3 protein-coding genes are annotated in these 1,159 nt (G+C 39.9%); all 3 read left to right on the top strand.

The genetic code is table 11. The features are described 5' to 3' along the window. Positions 1-70: 70 nt before the first annotated feature. Positions 71-508 (top strand): GNAT family N-acetyltransferase, encoded by a 438-nt coding sequence (locus tag I8U17_RS18050; protein WP_033102408.1) that lies wholly within the window; start codon positions 71-73, stop codon positions 506-508. A 115-nt stretch (positions 509-623) separates the two neighbouring features. Then, on the top strand, positions 624-860 hold the full coding sequence (locus I8U17_RS18045; protein ID WP_160173940.1) for a helix-turn-helix domain-containing protein: 237 nt from the start codon (positions 624-626) through the stop codon (positions 858-860). 25 nt (positions 861-885) lie between these two features. After that, positions 886-1,159: DDE-type integrase/transposase/recombinase (locus I8U17_RS18040; protein ID WP_198059993.1), on the top strand; the 274-nt coding region annotated here is incomplete at its 3' end.

Here is a 1,159-nt window from a genome sequence, read left to right as displayed (position 1 = left end):
AAATCCGGTCGCGCTGATTACTGGAGCAAGGTATTTTAATTTGATTCTATATTTAAGGGGTAAACATTTTATGGAAATTAGAAAACCTAGTAATACAGAGATTAAAACTATTTTAAAACTCTCACCACAAGCTTTATTTGAGGGAACGATGGGTAGAATCCTACCAACAGAAGAAAAAATCCAGCAACTTATTAAGCCTCTTTTGGAGAAGGGTTGTTATTACTTAATAGCTATAGAAAATGATAAATTGCTGGGATGGATTTTAATAGGCGCAAATAAAGATCAATTTACTGATACTATGATTGGTTTTATATACGAACTCTATGTAATACAGGAGTTCAGAGGAAAAGGGATTGCTAAGCGACTGTTAAAAAGTGCTATTAATAACCTGAAAAATGAAGGTTATTCTGAGATTCGTCTGAGTGTTTTTACTGAAAACCATGCCATTCAACTCTATAGACAAATGGGTTTTTCTGAAAGAAACATCACTATGAGTTTGCAATTGTAACCCCAATTGTAAGCAACAATTGTAAAATACCCAATATCAGCAGTTGAAAATTCCCCACTCAGGTTAGACAATCTCTCCAGGAGGGGAGAAAATGATCCGAAATGGGGAATTTTTCATGATCAAACAAATGCAGCAAAAAGGCATGACGATCTCACAAATTGCCAAGGAGCTTGGAAGAGATCGAAAGACCATTCGGAAATGGTTAAACGAGGAAAAGCCAAGTAAATATCAACGCGTCCAAGCAAATTGGAACCCTACAAAGGATACATCTTTGAGCGGATGCAGGAAGGCTGGCAAAACGCAGTGGTCTTGTTTGACGAGATCAAGAGTCAAGGATATACCGGTAGCCTAACACTTTTCGCTACTGGATAAGGCCTTTGCGTAAAAGCACAGGCCAAAGGCCCGTGCAGCGTTTTGAAACGCCACCAGGGAATCAGGCCCAGGTAGACTGGGGCCAGTTTACGGTCAATTGGGGTGGAAAGAAAAAGAGGATTTATGCTTTCGTCATGGTATTGGGGTACTCCCGGATGATGTATTTAGAATTCGCTGAAAATGAGCGTCTGGAGACACTCATGGGATGTCATGTCCGGGCTATGGAGTATTTTGGTGGGCGAACAGAAACATGCTTATACGACAATATGAAGACCGTTG

Source organism: Thermoactinomyces sp. CICC 10521, assembly GCF_016055135.1.
Lineage (GTDB): Bacteria > Bacillota > Bacilli > Thermoactinomycetales > Thermoactinomycetaceae > Thermoactinomyces_A > Thermoactinomyces_A daqus.
The sequence above is the reverse complement of the archived record's forward strand: the minus strand, read 5'-3'. Positions and strand labels throughout refer to the sequence as shown.

Bases quoted from the DNA above. Each gene is read 5' to 3' on its own strand.
- I8U17_RS18050 (WP_033102408.1), top strand. From the start codon at position 71: ATGGAAATTAGAAAACCTAGTAATACAGAGATTAAAACTATTTTAAAA.
- I8U17_RS18045 (WP_160173940.1), top strand. From the start codon at position 624: ATGATCAAACAAATGCAGCAAAAAGGCATGACGATCTCACAAATTGCC.